The 20,885-nt window shown below is 34.6% G+C and carries 15 protein-coding genes, 3 pseudogenes and 1 CRISPR repeat array; of the genes and pseudogenes, 10 read left to right on the top strand and 8 right to left on the bottom strand.

From position 1 onward, the window contains the following. Positions 1-719 precede the first annotated feature (719 nt). Entirely contained in the window at positions 720-1,085 is a 366-nt protein-coding gene (gene copM / locus PSE69_RS07430) for a CopM family metallochaperone (protein WP_004918913.1), read from the top strand. A 125-nt stretch (positions 1,086-1,210) separates the two neighbouring features. Here the strand turns inward: copM and PSE69_RS07425 are convergent, their stop codons facing one another. Together PSE69_RS07425 and PSE69_RS07420 are read right to left on the bottom strand one after the other, a co-directional pair. Beyond that, positions 1,211-1,684, bottom strand: a complete 474-nt coding sequence (locus tag PSE69_RS07425; RefSeq protein WP_036943812.1) for an anti-virulence regulator CigR family protein — start codon at positions 1,682-1,684, stop codon at positions 1,211-1,213. A 228-nt stretch (positions 1,685-1,912) separates the two neighbouring features. Next, positions 1,913-2,177: a CRISPR direct-repeat array (repeat unit 28 nt; unit sequence TTTCTAAGCTGCCTATACGGCAGTGAAC). A 463-nt stretch (positions 2,178-2,640) separates the two neighbouring features. Beyond that, positions 2,641-2,937: a putative quinol monooxygenase gene (locus PSE69_RS07420; RefSeq protein ID WP_004918910.1), complete on the bottom strand. Its 297-nt coding sequence runs from the start codon at positions 2,935-2,937 to the stop codon at positions 2,641-2,643. Between the two features lie 151 nt (positions 2,938-3,088). On the opposite strand from PSE69_RS07420, the pseudogene PSE69_RS07415 reads away from it, so the two are divergent. The 4 genes and pseudogenes from PSE69_RS07415 to PSE69_RS07400 form a co-directional block, all read left to right on the top strand. Further along, a pseudogene (locus tag PSE69_RS07415) lies at positions 3,089-3,667 on the top strand (sulfatase-like hydrolase/transferase); the annotation flags it as partial. Between the two features lie 336 nt (positions 3,668-4,003). Continuing rightward, the gene (locus PSE69_RS07410; RefSeq protein WP_004918906.1) at positions 4,004-4,168 is read left to right on the top strand and encodes a hypothetical protein; all 165 of its coding nucleotides are present in this window, start codon (positions 4,004-4,006) and stop codon (positions 4,166-4,168) included. Positions 4,169-4,471: 303 nt separating this feature from the next. Next, complete coding sequence (locus tag PSE69_RS07405; protein WP_036943808.1) at positions 4,472-5,104, top strand: lytic polysaccharide monooxygenase; 633 nt, start codon at positions 4,472-4,474, stop codon at positions 5,102-5,104. Between the two features lie 388 nt (positions 5,105-5,492). Continuing rightward, a complete protein-coding gene (locus PSE69_RS07400; RefSeq protein WP_004918896.1) occupies positions 5,493-5,720 on the top strand; it encodes a HEAT repeat domain-containing protein in 228 nt (75 codons plus the stop codon). A gap of 573 nt (positions 5,721-6,293) precedes the next feature. On the opposite strand, the gene PSE69_RS07395 is transcribed toward PSE69_RS07400, so the two are convergent. Further along, on the bottom strand, positions 6,294-7,073 hold the full coding sequence (locus PSE69_RS07395) for an elongation factor Tu (RefSeq protein WP_121875310.1): 780 nt from the start codon (positions 7,071-7,073) through the stop codon (positions 6,294-6,296). A 394-nt stretch (positions 7,074-7,467) separates the two neighbouring features. Between PSE69_RS07395 and PSE69_RS07390 the strand changes: the two genes are divergently transcribed. Further along, complete coding sequence (locus PSE69_RS07390) at positions 7,468-7,962, top strand: hypothetical protein (protein ID WP_004918885.1); 495 nt, start codon at positions 7,468-7,470, stop codon at positions 7,960-7,962. A 612-nt stretch (positions 7,963-8,574) separates the two neighbouring features. Here the strand turns inward: PSE69_RS07390 and PSE69_RS07385 are convergent. Next, positions 8,575-9,225 carry a DUF4431 domain-containing protein gene (locus PSE69_RS07385; RefSeq protein ID WP_014658149.1) on the bottom strand — a complete coding sequence of 217 codons (651 nt, stop codon included), beginning with the start codon at positions 9,223-9,225 and terminating at the stop codon, positions 8,575-8,577. Between the two features lie 730 nt (positions 9,226-9,955). Here PSE69_RS07385 and PSE69_RS07380 point away from each other — a divergent pair. Then, a pseudogene (locus PSE69_RS07380) lies at positions 9,956-10,948 on the top strand (chitinase); the annotation flags it as partial. A 1,080-nt stretch (positions 10,949-12,028) separates the two neighbouring features. On the opposite strand, the gene PSE69_RS07375 reads toward PSE69_RS07380, so the two are convergent. Then, positions 12,029-13,540, bottom strand: a complete 1,512-nt coding sequence (locus PSE69_RS07375) for a phosphoethanolamine transferase (RefSeq protein WP_042116829.1) — start codon at positions 13,538-13,540, stop codon at positions 12,029-12,031. Positions 13,541-14,227: 687 nt separating this feature from the next. Beyond that, a pseudogene (locus tag PSE69_RS19825) lies at positions 14,228-14,674 on the bottom strand (type II toxin-antitoxin system death-on-curing family toxin). Between the two features lie 715 nt (positions 14,675-15,389). Here PSE69_RS19825 and PSE69_RS07360 point away from each other — a divergent pair. Further along, positions 15,390-16,037 carry a CPBP family intramembrane glutamic endopeptidase gene (locus PSE69_RS07360; RefSeq protein WP_158002581.1) on the top strand — a complete coding sequence of 216 codons (648 nt, stop codon included), beginning with the start codon at positions 15,390-15,392 and terminating at the stop codon, positions 16,035-16,037. Between the two features lie 218 nt (positions 16,038-16,255). Here the strand turns inward: PSE69_RS07360 and PSE69_RS07355 are convergent, their stop codons facing one another. Further along, complete coding sequence (locus PSE69_RS07355) at positions 16,256-16,390, bottom strand: hypothetical protein (protein WP_004918846.1); 135 nt, start codon at positions 16,388-16,390, stop codon at positions 16,256-16,258. A 162-nt stretch (positions 16,391-16,552) separates the two neighbouring features. Here PSE69_RS07355 and PSE69_RS07350 point away from each other — a divergent pair, with 162 nt between their 5' ends. Then, entirely contained in the window at positions 16,553-18,319 is a 1,767-nt protein-coding gene (locus tag PSE69_RS07350; protein WP_412033769.1) for a replication endonuclease, read from the top strand. Positions 18,320-18,368: 49 nt separating this feature from the next. Here the strand turns inward: PSE69_RS07350 and PSE69_RS07345 are convergent, their stop codons facing one another. Beyond that, positions 18,369-20,387 (bottom strand): AAA family ATPase, encoded by a 2,019-nt coding sequence (locus tag PSE69_RS07345; protein WP_036943800.1) that lies wholly within the window; start codon positions 20,385-20,387, stop codon positions 18,369-18,371. Between the two features lie 271 nt (positions 20,388-20,658). Between PSE69_RS07345 and PSE69_RS07340 the strand changes: the two genes are divergently transcribed. After that, the coding region (locus PSE69_RS07340) for a hypothetical protein (RefSeq protein WP_076914587.1) at positions 20,659-20,885 on the top strand (227 nt) is incomplete at its 3' end.

Here is a 20,885-nt window from a genome sequence, read left to right as displayed (position 1 = left end):
AAAAATTTTCCTGCCTGCTATTTATTGTGAAGACCATTATTTAATAATATAAATAATTTTAAAAACGTAATAAATATAACAGCTTCACTCCATTAGCTATAAAAAGGATTTTTAATATTTATAGAATTAACCCAACCTAATTATTCTTAATCTCCCCCGTATTAAGAGACTATTTCTGCATAGCCATTAATAACCCCTGAATCATCACCACACCTGTTTAAATCAGAGTATATAACAACCTAGAATAGACTCTCAAATAGAAATCATTATCATTAACATTGATAATTTATTTTATGAAATTTAAATGAAAAGATATACTTTAACAATAAAACCTAAAAAAACTTCAACCTTAAAATCAATCAATTACCACATAAACCCCATATTTAAAAATAATTAAAGAGTATATTTACATGGCGAACAATACATAAAACCAATAATACCACGCATCTAATTATCCATTCGATTTATATAAACCGGTAAAAAACAGATAAGCGCTTATTCGAAATTTTTGATATAGATCACTATTATAAAGAATCGTTATTTCATTTTATCATACCACTATTTTTAGACTCACTGCGTCTCTCTCAATTAAATGAGTTAAGTATAAAAATCAATTTATATGTAAAATAAGTTAAATCTGTTATTACCCCATTGACCTTAACCTTAGGGGAAGCTTTATCGTCAACCTAACTTAATCCCCTTTTAATAAGGTATTTATCATGAAAAAAATGCTTCCTATCGCTGCAATTTTAACCATTAGCATCGCCTCCTTTAGTTCTTTTGCTAATTCAAATCATTCTATGCATGCTCAAGCTCCTGCCAGCAACGAAATGCAAAAAGAGTTAAACCAATCTATGGATAAAATGCATGCAGATATGGCCAAAGGTATGAATGAAGAGAATGCAGATATTGCATTTGCGCAAGGTATGATCGCTCATCACCTAGGGGCAATTGATATGGCAAAAATTGAATTAAAATATGGCACCGACCCTGAAATGAGAAAGCTTGCAGAAGAGATTATTAACGCCCAAGGTCCAGAAATAGAGCAAATGCAAAAATGGTTAGAAAAGAATAAAACGAAATAATAATCCCTTTGATTGCATAGCCCTCAAAAAATTGAGGGCTAATGGGATAACGTTTATCAAATGAACGGTCTTTTTCAATTTAACAGGTATATATTACTTAATGGCTTCAATACACATTACTAAGATCAGTCAAATACATTATTAATAATCGAAGTGACTACCGCTGTACTTAATGCAATAAGTACTAAGTCATTACCAACAATACTCCATTCATAGCCTGGATAATGAGGTAATTGTACAAGCATAGAAGGTGGAACAACCTTTTTAGCTATCCCTGGCGGCAATGGTTTCCCCCTAGCTAAGTTTTTGGCAATACCGGGTGGTAACGCGTGATAGCCTGTAATACCACTGTCTAAAGCGAGTGCTCTTGCTTCATTGTAAGTTAATGATACTGATATTGAATTACTCTTATTTAAGGATAAATGATCTGCTTTTTCTTTTCCGTTACCATTATGACCTTTGTTAGGCTTATTTTTTTGATGCTCTTTTCCTTGCCCATGACCATGACCGCCATTGGGATCTGCATAGGAAGATAAAGAGACCATTGAGAAGCTTGCAGTTAATAGCAATAGGTTGCACATTCGAAAAAGCTTATTCATATAAATACCTCCACCGAGCTGGTATTTTCAAAATACACATCAACACCCCTCCTCACCATAGGTAATATTCCTATAATAATCTCCCTGTACAAAATATCATAAGCCTTATTCTGACTTCGCATCAAGGCTAACAGTCTTTTATTCTGCATGATAAGTGAAAATCACTAAATCTTATTGAGGGTGTGCTAGAAAGGATAAGGTAGAAATTTTAAGTTATATTAAAACGTATTTTTAAGCTGCCTATACGGCAGTGAACTATGACGCAAGAAGATGCTGCTGCGTGGATCATTTTCTAAGCTGCCTATACGGCAGTGAACCGGACAATACATTAAAACCCGTGGCGATAACGTTTCTAAGCTGCCTATACGGCAGTGAACCGTTGTAGCCACATTGCCACCATTTTCATTTCTAAGCTGCCTATACGGCAGTGAACAGCTTTCTCAGGAAATAGTCCCTGCCAACCATTTTCTAAGCTGCCTATACGGCAGTGAACTATAAATTATCAGTAAAAAAACTTTATGCAACAGTAAATTATAACAATTTCCCCTTAAATACCTTCTTTTTTATCAGGTAACATAACCTATTGTTTTAAAAGGATATAAAAACTTTAAAAATTTAAAGGGTAAAAAACAAGGAAAATCACTTGCTGATTAGACGAAAAAATTAACCCAACCTTTTATACATTAAATACTATTAAAATAAATATTTCACACACACCTAACAGATAGTTTGATGGCCCTATAAAATCATTAGTTAAGCTGAAAGTCGCTTTTTACCTTTTAGAGAAAATAAAATCCCGGTTAACCAAATAAGTAAAGTTAAACATACCTATTGACCAATTATCCCCTAGTCCTTTCTGCATCACCATTAAAAATAAAATAACCATCAGCTATACACTAATGGCATTAAAATAGAGTTACCCTAATGATTTTTATCGAAAAGAAATTCTATAGTGTTTATATTTTAGCTAGAGCGTCATCCATAAATATAAAAGAAGGCTCTTTTCGCTGATATTGATTAATCATGGGAACAAGGCGTTGAAAATGTTCGCTCTTACAATGTGCATCTAAGGCTGCTTGATCAGGCCACTCTTCGATAAAAATAAAATGCCCTCTATCTTTTTGGTCAACATATAAATCATAAGCAATACAGAGAGGCTCACGCTTAGTCGCTTCAACTAATTCACGGTAAAGTGGGAGTACGATATTTATAGCCTCAAGCTGGATAAAATCTTCTGCAATTACTTTTAACATATTATTACCCCTAAGTTACGTCAAAAATGACAACATAATCATAACTCAGTACATAATAAATCTATACTGGTGTATCTACTTCCCTTATTAGCAACATCATGGTTAATTTTGCAAATGTGCGACTGCTCACACTAAAAGTAAATATAGAAACAGCTTTGTATACCCACTAACAGAAGATGGCCCTATTATTCCCAAGTTTATTGAGTCCATCGACAATCCTGCAAAGAAAAAACTGATTGTTGTTCATTTAATTGGTAGCCACTCTCCATTTTGTAAAAGGATCTCAAATAAGTATGATGAATTTTATAAAAGCAAAGATTTATCTTGCTATGTTCAAAGTATAAAAAATACTGATTTACAGTTATCTCTATTACATGACATATTATCAAAGTCTAAAAACTCATGGTCTATGTTATATTTTTCAGATCATGGGCTTTCTTTTATTGATAATCAACAAGATCTAATCCATGATGATAAACATCGTCAAAATTTTGAAACGCCTCTTTTTATTACTTCTTCAGATTCAAATACGAGAGAGATAATATCAGCGCAAAGGAGTGGACTGAATTTATTTCATTTATTAGCTGAATGGTTAGGCATCCATGAAAAAAACATACAATCTTCCTGTAAAATGATATCTAATAATGAGTGTAAAGATCAAAATATAGCTATTGATTTTGACCAAAAAATCATTTATTTCAATGAATTATTAGATGACAGTATTAAATAATGATTGAATGGCGAACCTTTTAGTAGGTTCGCCTAATTTATTGTTAATTATTTGAATCATTTAAATACCTTTATCTCTCCATACTAACACATCACGTTATACACAATATCAGTTACACCATAATCAATAAAATATTTTAATGATTACGCCATAACAACCTTAACCTATAAATTACCCATATAGTAAAATATCATCTCTTATTTTTAAGAGCATTAAATCAATCACTTAAATAAAAAATTATTTAAGAGACACCCATCACATTAAGTAATGGAATATGAACTTCGCCTACATAATTAAAATAAAGTAATCATGATTATCAAATAGAAGGAAGTAATCATGAAAAAACTATTATTTATTATTTCAATTCTTTGTTCATCGGCTTACGCGACTAACACTGTTACTTGGTGCTCACCTGAACCAAATCCTGTTACAGGCAAACCAGATTGCATAACTTATACACCAGGAATGGGAGGGATTGATTCAGGCGGCGAAGGCCCCTAATGCTGATTGAATAATGCTATTGGTTCTAACCCTCTTTTCCTTTGGAGGGTTAGGATAATACCACTCTACCCTATTTCAACTTCTCATACCCTTAAATCTCATTAAATAATACTTAGATTTAACTAATTAGATGATTAATCAGCAAAGATGACGCAAAATTTAATAAATAAAGAACTAAATTATTCAATTTTGCTGCAAGTCAGTATGATAAAAATATTATTACTGAAACGATGAATGAGTTCTCTGACACATCATTCAATAATCGATCAGTAAATATTCTTTATCTTTATGTCCGAGGTGATTATGAAAAATCTAATCATACCATTAATATATCCAAGTATATTAGGTACTGTATTAACGTTATTTTCATTCTACGCGAGCGCCCATGGCTATATAAGGATGCCAGAAAGTCGCGCTTATCTATGTAGCTTTAACGACTATCTTAAGGAGCCAAAAATACCATTAAACAATGATTGTGGATTAGGGCCAGAATATGAACCTCAGAGCATTGAAACTCAAAAAGGCTTTCCAGAATCTGGGCCTCCTGATGGATTAATAGCTAGCGGAGGTGGTATAGAACGTTTCAGTCCTCTTGATGTGCAAACACCTACCCGTTGGCATAAAATTGATATGAAAACGGGTCTCAATACCTTCACTTGGTATCTAACTATGGCTCATGCAACCGATAATTGGCGGTTTTTTATTACAAAAAATGGCTGGGACCAATCAGCACCATTAACTCGTTCAGCTTTTGAGTTAACGCCATTTTGTCAAAGAGATGATCATGGAGCAATGCCATTGATCGAAGTGGATATCAACTTTATATGTGATGTGCCCGCTGATCATGAAGGTTACCATGTTATTCTTGCAACATGGGATGTTGATAATACCCAAAATGCTTTTTATCAAGTTATCGATGTGAATTTAAGTAATTAACATTCAATTTGTTGAGAATAACACATGAATGACGTTTATAGATGAGAGCCCTTATTTTGGGCTCTTATTATCACTCTATACTCAAATAGTGAAAATACCTCTTAGCTCAGTTAATTTAACTAGCTATTAAGTTTTCCTATCATATATCTTACTAATAGGATGTATAAAAAATCTACTTCACCCTGATTTTAACATTAGATGGTGATTATACCGATGCCTATCCGTAGTAAATTTAGTTGCTATTGTTTATAAAATGCAAATTTCTCATATACTTTTTATTGAAGTTGTCATCTAGGAACAATGCAATAAGGAGAAATAACAATATGATGTCTATTTTGGCTGATTATAATCAGATTTTTCTTAACATATCCTAGCTAGGTATGAATAAATGAATCATTCACGACAAAAAATCATATTAAATACACTAATCCAGCTCACACAAGGAACTAATAATGAAGTTAAACTCACTGCGATATCCATCCTTGGTGATTACAAATACGCAATCCAAAATGAAGAAACCTTAAACCGATTAATAGAGCTTTGCTTTGATCCTAATAAAGAGGTCGCAATTACCGCGCTTAAATCACTCGGAAAATTGTCAATTCATTTTCAATAGTTATATTTTTTGTAACTATCTAATTTTAATGTAATTCTGAAAATATCATGTTTGCTAATTTTTATCAGCGATCATTTATCTAAAGCATCAATAACTTTTTCAATTGCCGCAAACCAAATGAAATGATGCCCCATTGCTAATACCTTCGGATAGTTTCTAGCTGAGGCACCTGAGATTGATATGCACTCTATATAAAACAGAATAAACATACTGTTCTGTAAAGGATTTAAATAGGGTTTAAAGCTTCTTCGCTAAAAGAATTTTTCCGTTAAATTGTATAAGTGGCGTTTATTTCAATCAATATACTCTATTTAGCATTAATATATTGATAAATTTAAATAGTTAAATTGATAATGATACCGTTATATTTATCACAAAATTCAATAGATGATATGATACAGATAACGCTCTAAATATTTCATAACATACAGCCTGACAAATTGAATACTATTATATATTCAGGAGTTTAGTGCGTATTCGTTAATAGCTCCATTCATCATTCAAACATCTGTTTATAAACAGGTATTTAAAAAAATGAGATAGTGAATACATTAAAATTATCATGATATTTAATTATTTCTCATTCTCTAATACAGTAATAAAAGCCATAGCTAACGTGTTATTTAATGTACCTAAGCATCGTGCGTGTAAAGGGATCAATGTTGGCTTTTCTAACTCCAATACTATGTGAGAATAATTCCCACCTCTCTTTATGGGATCTTGGCTTCGAACAGTCGCATTACCAATGACATCCTGACAAGCAAATGCCAATACCGTTCCATCAGTGATGATAGTATTATTACTTGCTTCTTCCTTTGTAAACACATAGGTATAACTATGTATTTCAGTCATTAACGTGTTAGGCTCTGGACTAAATTTAGCCATAATATTTTTTTGTAACTGAAATTTTTCTGGAAAATCTCTTTCCCAATCATAATAAGCCCCTGTTATTTGGATTTCATACAGATCCAATAATTCGTTAACTTCCTTAACAACAAGTGTCATTAGCTTTTTAAAGTCATCATCATTAAGCATCTCTTTTGGTAAATGCTTACCATGATAATAAACTTGGACAGAATTATGACCTGATTGCCTTGCTATTAAGATGGATTCTCTAAGATTTTGAGTTGGTCCATCCGCCATGTTAATAACCAAAATAATACTGTCTTGATTAAATGCTTGTTTAACCTGCTGAATGAGTGAGTCATTCTTTCCATGAGTTACAAATGTTGCCCCTTCTAGCTCCTTAACTAAGGTATGCCTATAATCATCGCCAAGGATCATCACTGAGTTTTCAGCTGAGAATGCAAAAGATGAAAACAGCAACCCCAGTAATAAATATATTGCCTTCATTGACACGCATTTCCTCTTACTCTAATACATTAATGGTAATCTTTTCATACTAGTGTATTTTAATCAAAGATTATCTCACTTGACTAAGCAATAAATACAATGAGTCGTACCCAATATCATGGGTTAAGCGCCTCAAAAATTAGCCATCCCCAGTGTGGAAAAAATAATGACCATTTACTAAAGAGATTAATTGATAAGATATCCATGAGCAAGTTTGATTTGTAAGCCTATAAGCCCGTGTTTACGTCAATTCAGTGTGTTTTTATTTAGCATACTGTTATATTTATCACTCTAGGTAATTTTAAGATATTTATGATGTTTTTATCTAACATTATGTATTATTAATATTGGCGATAATCTTATTCTAAATCCAGAATTATGAGGTCAATATTAAATGTCTAAGTTTCAATGTAGCTGCGGTCATATAATTAGGGATAATACAGATTATCTTAGTTATAAGGCTTATTACATCTCTGATCAAGACTTCTATGATTTTCTTGATGAACTAGAAGGGGAGTCTAGAGATAATTTTGCTTCTGTAGCATACAAGTATGTAAGAGATATCTATCAATGTACTAAATGCAATAATATTTTTATCTTTAGAGGTGATTTTTTTCATGAATTTCAAGCAACACAGCCTGATAGCCACTCTCTGTTGATATCTAACATGCGTGATAAATGGCCTGGATTTTTAAGAGGATACTTCATAAAAGGAAAAGGTGAGATTTATTGGGAAACAAATCAACAAAGTGATTACCTCACAGGCCTTACCCGTGAACAGGTAGAGTCGACGTATTATCATAAGTTAAATGAGTTTCAATCATTGGGAATACTAAGAGATGCCTTTTTGCATGTTGATGGTGTAATGCTTCACGAATATAATCGATAAACTTTGCTGTTTTAGGTTATGTCAAATATATGGTTCCCGCATAATTTGTTTTACTTTCACTATTTGTTTTGGTTTTACAATTTCCTCTGGTGTTGCCAGCAATAGCGGGAGTTGCATCCGGAGTACACCAGAAAATCATCCATGAGTGCGATATCGCCAATTTCTAAGCTGCCTATGCGGCAGTACACAAAATCAAGTCGCATTCCTTTTTTTTGCGCTTTTTCTAAGCTGCCTATGCGGCAGTACACAAATAGATACAGCGAAAATCGCGTCTCACAACTTTCTAAGCTGCCTATGCGGCAGTACACAAAACCAAGCAGATTGATAGCCGTACGGTTGATTTCTAAGCTGCCTATGCGGCAGTACACTATAAATTATCAGGAAAAAATCTTAGCGCAACAATAAATTACAACGATTTTATGCAAAATACCTTCATTTCTACGACATAATATAACTTATTATTTTTAAAGGGAAATTTTTTGAGCAAAAAATAAAGGGTAAAAAAAGATAAAAATATCGTACCTTCAGTCACTCATCACAAACGAATAGCAGGTTGCCCTATTTCATTTTTCTACGATACTTTATGTTTTCAGTTTTATGCCATACAGCCAATTACTTAACCAAAACATAATGTTCAACACTGCAAAGAACCGGAGTTTTGTGATGAATATTAGTTGCATGGTATAGGTCACAAGTGATATCTACCTTTTTACCTTGGATCTCTTTTAGCTGATTAAATTGATCTGAATTTCTTGGTGCTAAATGCAAAGCACCTATCCCCCATTCAGTGGGCTCTCCCTCACTATCTTCCGGTTCTTTTGATGAGACAGAAATTATATTATCTGTTCTTAATGTTAAGAACCCATCTGGTTTTTCTAATCTAATAACGCCTCTTAACTTCACTGGCGAATTATAATAATAATTAAATTCAGATATATCTTGCTCATCTACTGGTTGGCTAGCAGCAATATTTCTATAAATAATCGTTGAGCGATGATACCAATCTAGCAAGCACGACTTTGTATCGCAATTTTTAACCCGCAATTCCCAATTCTTTTTAACTAACCTCTTAAATTCATCGCTGTTTCCAGTTACTAACTTTGCTTGCAGATAATCAACATATAATTCATCATCTGCTTTAGATAGTTCAGGAGTATTGCATATTAATTTTTCCACATTACTCTGAGCCTTAGCACAATCAAAACTTGCAGCGTATGTGATTGAAGGGAACACAAATATTAAAAATAGAAATAATCTAATCATTTAAATTCTCTATCGCATTTTCATCGGTAGAATGATTCTAGCATTTTAACTAAAAGCGAAATACTCTATTTTTCTATTACGGCTCACTACTGCAATCTCTAATTTTAGAATTTTGTTGTAATATCTTTGGCATCCTCCATAAAATAGACAATAAAGACCAAAGCAGATAATATTCCACTTATAAATAATCATTATCATTTATAAAATAAACACTAGCTATTCCGCTGTAACCAATAATATTAGCAGAATTACCTATTTTATTTTCTTGTACGGCTCACTTGATACGTCGTTTCTAGCCTCTTGCGAACCCCTGCTAATTTTTCAACATTATCAGATTATGGTTCATCTATCCATTTCACAAAGCTAATCGTCACTCGCTTCATAAGTGAAAACCGCGGCATGATACTGACAATAAATATTGTCAATATAAATTGGAGTAATAGCTATAAATAATATGTAACAATTACTGTCATAATTTATTTACTCTTTAGTGAGTCATTTGAAGATAGTCATTGCTATAAATACGCCTCCACTAATCTGAAAAATTATACATCTAAGAGCAAAACATTCTTTTTTGAAAGCATCCTACATTTTCCAGTTAGCTTGAATTTAATTTATTATTGGCAGGAAAAGGTTTCACCTTACCCTCGTTAAAAAAACGCATTATATCTTTACGCCCACCAATATTGGCGCGTGTGGAATTAATCTTACCTAAAATAACGAGGTTACTATGAGCTCAGATAACATTATCAATACACAAGTCGTAGATGACGCAGCCGCCATGCCGGATATCTCTAATAAAAAAATTATGATGGGTTTTTGGCACAATTGGGCCGCGGGTGCCAGTGATGGCTATCAGCAGGGGCAATGTGCCAATATGAATCTGACAGACATTCCTGAAGAATATAACGTGGTGGCCGTGGCCTTTATGAAAGGCGAAGGTATTCCAACCTTCAAGCCATACAATCTGTCGGATGCCGAGTTCCGCCGTCAAGTCGGAGTATTAAACAGCCAAGGCCGCGCAGTACTCATTTCCCTAGGTGGTGCCGATGCGCATATCCAATTGAAAACTGGCGACGAAGACAAGCTAACTAATGAAATTATCCGTTTGGTGGAAACCTACGGCTTTGATGGCTTAGATATCGATTTAGAGCAAACAGCCATTAGTTCAGCTAATAATAAAACAGTTTTACCTGCCGCATTGAAAAAAGTAAAAGAACATTACGCCGCCGAAGGGAAAAACTTTATTATCAGTATGGCGCCAGAATTCCCATATTTACGTATCAACGGTGCTTATCTAGATTATATCAATGCCCTCGAAGGATATTATGATTTTATTGCTCCGCAATATTATAATCAGGGTGGCGATGGTATTTGGGTTGATGAAACCACGAGCGGTAAAGGTGCTTGGCTCACCCAAAATAGTGACGCAATGAAAGAAGACTTTTTGTATTACCTGACTGAAAGTCTAGTTACTGGTACCCGCGGTTATACAAAAATTCCACCCTCTAAATTTGTTATCGGTTTGCCTGCCAACAATGATGCTGCTGGCTCTGGTTATGTGATTGATAAACAAGCTGTCTATAATGCTTTTGCGCGTCTTGATGCCAAAAACTTGTCGATTAAAGGCCTAATGACTTGGTCGGTGAATTGGGATAATGGCAAGAGCAAGGCTGGTGTGGCCTATAACTGGGAATTTAAAACTCGTTATGCCGCACTGCTCTAAAGGAAGCTACCTTGCAGCCGCTGTCACTACAATGTCATTGGCACTGAAGGCCTTACTAGCTGGCAGATATAAATGGCCATTTGTGTACGTGAAATGACAATATAAAGAGCCAATTTAAATAGGGTTAGTTATGTTTAAATATTTGGATAAGTATCTAACTTATGTATCTATATTAGGAATTATCATCCCATTTTTATTAATATTTTTCCTGAAAAATCCAAAATCCGTAAGCTTTTTTAGACATTCAATCCTTTTATTGCTAACCCTGATATTGGTACTTTCTGCAATATTCTTTATTCATTTACCGTGTATAGGATCTTTAGTGTTTCTTTAGCAAAGCGCATATACATAAGCCTCACTTCGGTGAGGCTTTATTTTGATGTTTTTGGTTAGTTGAGGGATCACTCATAATGTTAATCTATATATCTATTATGCTAGTATTTTATTTATATAGTAATTTTCTTAAATGCTTACTCTGCAATATTTTCTTCGGTATTTCCCCACTTTTTCAACAGAAGTTTTTGTTGAATGTAGTTAGCTGAGTTTATTTCCACACAAGGATAGTGCCACCTAGCTCCATATATTACAGCCCATGATTATAATATTATAGCAAATTGCCGAAACCTACTGTGTTTCACTAGTTTTCAGAGGTATTACCTAATATTAGATATCTTAGTCAATGATTCAACCACACAAAAGTAACATTGTTTTTTCAACATACAATAAAACAAACTCTTTAGACTTAGGTTTATATTTCATTTTTGTATCACTTTTATTTAGTTAAGTTATTACCTTCCACACCATGCTTAACTAGAAATTCCCTATATATTACTAATGCTTTTTTAATTTATGTCAGTACGTATTCTTTATCGAACTTTCGGCCCTAATGTGCTGAATAAACTGGCTAATTAATAAAATTCATTTATACTGCTGCCACAGCAAGTAAATTGTAAAGCAGCAGTAATTTCGTAAGTACCTTTACTTTCTATTAAAAAAGATACATCTCATATGTCACTCTGTGCTCTCAGATTGATTTTCAGAAGAATGACAACTATCTCGATACTAAAAGTTTCTGTGCTACTTTGAATAATCATCGGGCAAATCATCAAATATACGATTGTTTTTATTAAAATCGATTATAGTATTTTGATTAGGGCAGTCATTTTTAGATAACATGTCACAATTTTTTTCAATATTACTCTCATTGATTCCTGTCCACTGAGAAAATAAAGACATAAAGCTTAAGCCACTACGACGATTATTTATAATTTCTTTTTTATTAGAGTCGTATGAAGTAATAAAAAAAGGTACTTCATAGTTTTGCTGATATTTATCATTATGTACCAACTCATTTCTATCATAGGTCAAAGATAGTGCATGATCAGAAAAATACATCATTGACCACTTAGATTTTGTTTTACTTAAATCATGATAAATTTCTGATAAAAGCTTATCTGTATTTTTTATGCTTTGAACATAACAAGAAAGTTTTTTATTATGATAAAAATAATCATACAGCCCCTCTGTTCTAGTACAAAATGGTGTATGACTTCCCATAAGATGCACAACAATAAGCTTTTTATGGTCTGATGATTCTAAAGCTAATTTAAATTCTGGTAATAACGCAGTATCTGGAGATATTATCTTATCATCAGAGCCTCCTCTTTTAATAAAAAAGCTATTATTAGCTCTTCGACCAATAGCAGCAACTGAACCATCGTACTCACCAACAAAACCTTGATTAGATAACCAATAAGTATTAAAACCTGCCTTATTAGCTAGTGTTATGATATTGTTACCTATATTTGGATATAAAGATAAACTATGTGTCAAAGATGGTTGCGTAGAACTAGCTGCAGATATGTAGTTAGTAAAGAGAATACCATTGCTTGAGCTCATGAATGGTGTATTATTTATCTTAAAACCATATGCATGCATAAAATCTTTTCGAACACTTTCACCAATGATGATAACATAAATATCATATTGGTTAGTTACCTTTGTAATTTCAAAAGTATCTTCACTTGTATATAATTCAATTTCATCAATTAATGAATAAATTGAATAAGCTAACTCTGTGAAGAACCGTGTCTCTGGTGTACCTGAATTAGCTGCTCTTTCATATTTACCACTTAAGGCATTTTTTAACGGAGTAAAGATAAAGACCAATATCACCATGCTAAATATTATTTTATTGTGATAGTTTACAGCATTTACTTTTATAGAGCTAACTAAAGCCCCAAAAATTAGAATAAACGTCGAGTAAATGTAATATTTACTATCAATATTTGACATAAACTCTCGTGATTCTTGTATATCCGTATAGTAAAAAGATGCAACTGTATTATATGTTGGAGGGCCATAAATTAAACCCACTGGTAAATAAAGAGCAGCTAATATGGTGAAAAATAAAACAAAAAAACGGTATGACCTATTCTTTACATAAAGCAAACCAATACTTATAAATAATACATAAAGCGGCTTAAATGGATACCCCATGACCTTATGTAATAAAGAAAAAAGAAGAAAATTTGAAATAAACTTGAGAATTAACTTGCTTTTAATTACATTTTTTATTTTCTGATTCATAACTAAATTTTTATAAAATCCACTCTTAATTTTTGCCGCGTAGGCTAACATAAACAAAGTAAATGAAACATAACGATATTTACAGTTAACAACATAATCAGAATAATTAACTATTTTTTTTAGTTATGTCACCATTCAAAAACCTTCACTATGTACATTCACTAATTTCAATTTAAAATCGAACTCTGACAAAAAGAGTTCGTTATTGTTAGCATTCAAGATTATCATTATAATGCACTTGTTATTGAACCTATTCACCTGTCTTTGCTGTTCCCGTATGGCTAGTTAATATAAACCCTATTAAAACTTAAGTAAGATTTATATTTTTATATTTGAACGCAATCAACATACGGGAAAGATTTTTGATATAATCGTATATATTTTAGTGATATACCTCTTGTTAACATTATTCTTTATATCTTTTCAATACTGGATACCTTCCCTTTTTAATCAGTATCACTTATTTGCTATTCAAATAAACACTTCTGTCTTACATAATTCTGCGACCTTAAAATCATGTGCTATCTGAATAACCAATAATTTTGTTAGCGAAATGAGCAGGTTGGTCGATGATGGTATTATCTATAGCTGAGGTGATAACACCTTCGACTTTTTTATGCCTAGGAAAATCGCCACAGTGAACTAGTCTATCTTTATCTTGATGATTGAGATGGCTGCTATCTCCGTTTACTCACACAATTGTCTTAAGTCAAAAGGCCTAAATCAGAAACTTAACCAACCATCTAACTCAATAAACGAATATTCTTTGGTCGCCATTCCATTAGCCATCTCTATGACCTCATTCTTTGGGGTAGTTAACTCATAACCGTTAAGCAGTAGATAAACACAACTCGCCATCATAGCGGTTCATTTATTCGCATTAGCAACCGGGTGGTTTCTTATCCAGCTTTTAATTAAAGATGAAACAAGAACAAACATATCATCTGTTTGCTGGTAATAGTTCACATGACTTGAACTTGATTGGGATAAACTAAGATCATTGAAGTTCAATACTTCTACTTCTATTGGCTCATTAAGAGTTTGCAGCACTATCAATACGCTGTTGATACTTTTTAAGTCATCAACTGGCAGATAAGTAATTCCTGCAACAAATTTCCCTGTGATATTCAGCACTCACTTTACCTTAGCTAATTTTCCATGGTTTTTTCGTGGCAAGCAAAACCAAGGTCAAATGCATTTTAATTTACTCATCCTGAGTGTGATTTTTGCTCGTGGCTGGCCTTGGTATTGCGATTTTACTTTTATTACGAGCAGGTATATTTACTTTTGCAGTGCGTGCCCCACATCAGCATCATTGTAAGCCTACGAGCTATACACCATATCTAGATATATGATAGCTATTACTCCAGATAAGAGTTAAAATTAAGTTTCATTAAGCTAATAGCATTGTTTTACATTATCATACGTATCATTCTCGCTCTGGGAGATTAGCGCCGCCTCATTACAGACGACGATATTTTGTTAGTGCGTTACTGATAAACCGTTTAGTCCATTCTTCCTGCCAAGGAAAGAGCAGTAAATGGAATATACGAGGGTAAGCCACGCTCAGGATTACGTGGGTCGTTAATCATCCCCTAATCAATGATAAATTGGGCTGGATTGTCTTTGTCACATGCTCTTAATGCAGGAAATAGCTCAGTATTTTTAAATCAAATGGGAAGGAGTTGGCTTAGTCAATTCCTTACATTTAGGGGCTATTTAATATAATCCACTTAAGCGCTTCGACAATGGCAAATGAAACAAAACCAATATTTTTTGGTTTTTTATTGGTAATACATTAAAATCAACGTTTATAAACAACAAAACAATGTGGATAATAATGATATCTATGGACAGAGTTCTACACAGCTTGGTCTGCGTCAGTTTTTTTGTAGGTTGGTACTTAATTCAGTATGCCTTACTGGCATTTCCTGGGATAACCACCTATAACGATGCCTTAGCCGCTTGGCCACTATTTACGATTCTATTTATCTTACCTTATTCCCTGTTCTCTCGAGCATATTACCAGAAACGAACCGGGCTAATGCCTTTCGGCACAGTACGATTTTCAGATCTCAGGCTTCCAATAATAGCAATGGTCATATTATCTGTTGCAACTATGTTTTACGGAGAAGATGAAACATCGATACTTGAGATGCTCGCCCTATCACCATTGCATCAGTTTATTCTGGTCGTGTCAGTCGTTTTCGCAGCGCCAATTATTGAAGAAATTATTTTCAGAGGCTTTTTACTGAATGCCGGAATGGGCTACGGCCCAAATGGCAAGCATGTGATGATTATTATCACCTCTGTACTATTTGCAATGATACACCATCAATATAATTCACCTGCCACATTTATTATGATTTTTGTGATGTCCGTTATTTTTTGCCATGTCAGAATTCAGACTAATTCGCTTATGGCACCAATTATTTTGCATATGATTAATAACGCCGTGGCAATGCTTTTATTGTTTCTTTTAAACGACACCCCCTAAGGAGCATCCTGCCCCCCACTTAAATGTGACTAACACATTTTTATTTAAAATTATGGTGCTTACCCCTACGGAAAACAGGTTCAATTTAGTTTCTGCAGATAAGCACCATTTATCTAAATTGCTCCTTAAAAATGCATAAATTCTCAGTGAATAAAACGTACGTAAAATAGGTGTTTTTGCATAACCTATTTTTTCGCTAAAACGGCTATTTCCAGTAATTAACCCATTAGTTTTTTATAAGCGTCGGCAACTTCTTGTGAAATCATGTTTGCAACTTCGGTTTTGATAGGTTCGCCGCCTTTGCTGGTTAATTCAGTTCGGGTTTTCACCATCCCTAAATGTTGTGTGGCCATTTTAAGCGCATCACCTTAATAGCGAGTGATTGCCTCAACGCCAAACTTCCCCTCCTTCCCCCCACAAATAACTGGCAAGATGCACCGGCTAAAGTCCCCCAATCTGGTTTAGCCATCGTGTTTATCTTCTTCGCTGATTAAAAAGCCCACTCATAAAAATAGATTTTTGATTGTCCCGCTGTCACGTCATTAGATGCTCGCAAAGTTATTGCCGCCGTTCAGCGCCTAACCAATACAGATTATTGGTATCGCAAATTAAAAGCCCATCGTACCCAATGGCTTGAAGCCTTGATGATCGCAAATATGGATGTTTGCCAGAATCGCAACCCCTACGCCAGTAAACAAGCCATTCGAGCTGTGCAAGCGCAACGTTTATCTAATATGCAGTATTTACAAGGCATGGATATTGAAGACGTTGAAACGGGTGAGCGGTTTGATCTGTTCGATAAAGTGATGGCAAGTGTTTCAAACCCTGAAATTCGTCGCATGGAATTAATGGCGCAAATGGCCGGCATTGAACGTGTAGCGAAAGAACGTGGCGATATCGGTATGTTTATTACCAGGACCTGCCCTTCTAAATATCATCCAACAAAACTGCGTAAGCGTAAGAAAGACGTGATCGCTGCGCTTAATGGTAAATGGAAAAATGAGGCCTACACACCAAAAGACGGACAACAGTACTTAGTCAAAGTCTGGTCGCGTATTCGTTCTGCATTTAATGACAATAACATTAATGTTTATGGTGTTCGGGTTGTTGAGCCGCATCATGACGGCACGCCTCACTGGCATATGCTGTTATTTGTTGATAAAGCCAGCCGTGCAAAAGCCATTGAGATTATGCGTAAACGCGCTTTAAAAGAAGATGGTGACGAGGCCGGCGCACATAAGTACCGTTTCGAATGTAAGCACATGAATCGCGGCGGTGCTGTGGGTTACATTGCAAAGTATATCGCTAAAAATATTGATGGTTATGCGCTTGATGGCGAGATAGACCACGAAACCGGCAAAGATTTAAAAAGCATGGCAGCAGCGGTTACTGCTTGGGCTTCAACATGGCGCATACCGCAATTTCAATTCTATAAACTTCCCTCAAAAGGTGCTTATCGCGAGTGTCGTCGGCTTCCGCGAGGCGTTTCGATTGCGGATCAGCTCGGTGATGTTGCGGAGCGTGTTCGCGCCGCTGCCGATGGTGGTGATTTCTTTGAATATGTGATGTCGCAAGGTGGTCCATGTATTCGCCGCAAAGAAGAGACGATACGAGTTGCACGTGAAATTAGTGATGTGAATGTTTACGGTGAAGACGTTCAGAAAGTCGTGGGTATTTACAATCAGCTTGTTGCAAACAAGCCAACACTCAAAACTCGCGACAGACAATACAAGATTGTGAAGAAAAACACCGATGCTGCCGGCGATGGTCTTTTAAAAAGCGCCATCGGCGCGCCTCGGAGTCCTGTCAATAACTGTAGATCGCGGATCACATCCAATCTTTCAGATGTGCAGTTTTACGAGCCAGAGCGCTGCTCTGGTGAAGTATGCAGCATAGAGGAATACGGTTTTGCCTTTATTGAAACAGACGCTCAGAACGCAGCAGGAGCCAAAATATCACAGGGTAGACAACAGCGGCAAGTATCACGAATTGAATTAAATGAGGGTGATAAAGAAATTCAGTCGAAAATAGTTACTTTTGCTAATGAGGTCGGCATTAATTTCGATATTCCACAGATTAAAACAATGTTCATTAATGGTTTAGGCGTAAGTGATGGCCTACATTTTATAAAAGTTGACGGGGATAGGTTGAGATTGAGTTTAAATGAGTATGGGAAAGGGCTGCAAAAGCAGGAGTTAGAAGCGCAGAGAGAGGCGATTAGTAGGAAATATAGGCAGAGGTGTGTGAATGTATTAGCTCGAATTAATAAATTAGTAAAATAATTCTGACCCACTATTATTCATGAATAATGAGTCAGAAATCTTTAATTAATTATTTTAGGGCTGAATTAATAGCGTTAATTAGGTTAGTACAACCTTGAATCTCATTTTTAGTTAAATTAGTGATTGAATGGTCTCGTGACCATTTTAAAAATGCCTTTGCTAACTTATACTTAGAGAAGTCTTTGCCTATTTCCTTTTGGAATATATTAATAATCGGCTTATCAATGGCGCCAGAAAAAGATGTTGTTATATCCCAGTTAAGCTCATCTTTTGCAATTTGAACTAATGTATCTCTAAGTAGGTCTTCAATTTCAGCTTTATCAATCTTAGGCCTAGTAAAATCAGAAGTACGAAGAATTCTTTTATTACCAAGACGATGAACTAAAACTTCCTGTTTTGCAGCTTGATCTCCTGCATTATCGGAGTCAAGCAAAGCTGCCACTTTAAGATTATGTGAGGTTAAAATTGTAGCGAAATAAACTATTTTACTAGCTGTGTTAGCTGGCACAAGAGCTATCTTGTCATCTAAAAACTTCTCTCCTCCATCTTTCAATAAGTTAGAAATTGCTTCGATATACCAATAATCTGTCAATCCTTCTAGGATTAAATTACGTTGATGAGCAAATAGACTTTGAGCTAGGTCATAACCAAGAGCTTCTTGCAATGGTAATAATGCAGCAGGATCACTAGAAGATATTGTTGTATGAACTTTAGTGCCAATAGCTCTATCGGTCAATTCAACAACTCTTACTTTATCGAGTTCATCCGGCCCTACTAAAAATGGAGAATGAGTTGAGTATAATGTCTGATTATTTTCAGAAAGTAGTGAAACTGTCTTTCTAAATTCTCTTTGCTTTAAAGCGTGAAGGCTTACCCCGGGTTCATCTAAAAGTAAAATAGTATTTTTATGCTTTCCTTTTGCTTCTGCAAAAAATACTATAAAAAAGGAAACTAACCATTGAAATCCTTCGGAACGCTGGTCTAGCTCAACTTCAACACCAATATTATCCTCTACCACTACTTTGAGATATTGTCCATCTGCAACTAATTTAAGCCTGCTAGCTTCAGCTTTATTATCTTCAGGATTCCATACTTTAATTATTTGACGAGTTAACTCGACACTAGCAGCATTTAGTTCATAACTACGCCTATCTAAATTTTCGCGATAAGCATCCATATTTAATTCAGTTGAGTTGTTGGTAGATTCTGATACTTTTCCGAGTTCAGAAAGCTCCTCAGCTGTAAACCCAAGCAAACTAAGTAGGCAACTATTACCATAATCATAAGAGTCATCATCCATAATGTTTGAGGTCAGGCGTTTAGCTAAGTTCTCCAAATGAATAATAGGCTTAACTCGGAAGTAGTTGCTATATAATACAAAAGTAGGTTTATTATCCCAAAGATACGAAAGAAAATTATCTTTTTCTATTTCAGTACTTAATTTATCTTCGATCTCTTTATGGCGTTTAATTTCTTTTTCATTTTCTTCATCAATTAATGTGAAATTATTCTCAAGCCACTCTAATAGTGTTCTAATATTTTCAATAGACAGTTTTTGATTTTCAGTAAAACCACTCGTTATCTGAGTAAGGCTATCAGTGTAGGTTTTATTATTTTCATCCTCAAGAAGACTATCTAAATAATGAGCTATTCTTCTTAGGTTATCTTTAACTTCGCCATAAAGTAGTGATTGCACCCCAAGTAAATTATGAGTTGCATGATTATCCATATATCGAGTAATAACATAACTAATTTCTTGATTTCTTAATTTTTCAGGTGCGTGCTTTAAATCAGACTCTTCTAATTTAAAAGTTGCAGTCACTACCTTGATATATTCAGGTTTTAGCTCTCCCCTACTGATTTTGGTGTATTCAGCTCTAGGATAGTCACGAAGCGGTTTAAACCCCTTCATCTCTTTAGGGGGATTTATTTGTTGAATGGCTTGGAGAATAGCCGTTTTCCCGGCCTCATTTGGGCCAACCAAAATTGTTTTAAACTCATCCACATCAAATTCACCAGTATCAATAATGCTACGATAATTTTGTACCCGAACTTTACTTAAACGCATAATCAATCCTTTAAATATGTGTAACTAGTCTTTTTATTTTAAGAAGCCTAACTACATAGTTTTGTAGTAAATAATGAATTAAGATACTACCTAGTATTTTATGAGATAAAGTAAATTATAAAACATGAAATAATACTGTAAATAATTTTTATCACCATAACCTTCATCATAAATTCCGCAATTCTCTGCCCCATTCTGCAAGATTAAACAAGGATCGTGACCTGCGTAAAGCGCCTGCACTAGCGCGGTTCTGACGATCTCTTGCACCTGCATGAAAACCGACCTATTTAGTGGGCAGGCGTGGCGGGGCTACGATTGCGCGGCGACATGTTTATTGTTAATTATCCGTCCGCAAAATCTCAGCGTCACAGAGGCGTTAAAATCAATTATTCATGCCACAGCAGCAATTATTTTTGCGCTGATTACAGTGGCGTACAGCGCGCTTAATTCGCTAATTAGTGAGGGGGGGGATTTCTGCGGATTCGTCTTGGTGGTGCG

The organism is Providencia sp. PROV122 (assembly GCF_028482365.1).
GTDB lineage: Bacteria > Pseudomonadota > Gammaproteobacteria > Enterobacterales > Enterobacteriaceae > Providencia > Providencia stuartii.
Note: the sequence above shows the minus strand (reverse complement) of the source record. Positions and strands in the feature narration are given on the sequence as shown.